This is a genomic window from Acinetobacter sp. CFCC 10889 (assembly GCF_003268395.1).
Taxonomy (GTDB): Bacteria; Pseudomonadota; Gammaproteobacteria; order Pseudomonadales; family Moraxellaceae; genus Acinetobacter.
Genome location: NZ_LQXQ01000184.1, coordinates 1 through 419 on the forward strand (window position 1 = coordinate 1; position 419 = coordinate 419).

1 pseudogene is annotated in these 419 nt (G+C 40.1%); it reads left to right on the forward strand.

Annotated features, from left to right (window positions below):
• A pseudogene (locus AVJ19_RS21310) lies at positions 1-419 on the forward strand (IS3 family transposase); the annotation flags it as partial.

The window sequence follows — 419 nt, forward strand, 5'->3', positions numbered from 1 at the left end:
GTGGTTGTTATTATTATCGCCCAAAACCTGTTAGCTCATCAGATCTGAAGCTGATGCGATGTATTGATGAATTACATATGCAATATCCTTTTGCAGGCAGTCTATGATGCGTGATTTGTTGAATCGTCAAGGGCATCATATAGGACGACGTCATACACGTACTTTAATGAAGAAAATGGGTATTCAGGCGTTATATTGCAAACCAAATTTAAGCCAGGCTAATCAAGCTCACAGTAAATATCCATATCTGCTCAAAGGATTGGCAATTCAGCGCAGTAATCAAGTGTGGCCTACGGATATAACGTATATCCCTATGGCAAAAGGCTTTGTTTATTTATGTGCTGTGATTGATTGGCATAGCCGCAAGGTACTTGCGCATAGGGTATCGATTAGTATGGAGGTGGATTTTTGTATTTCGG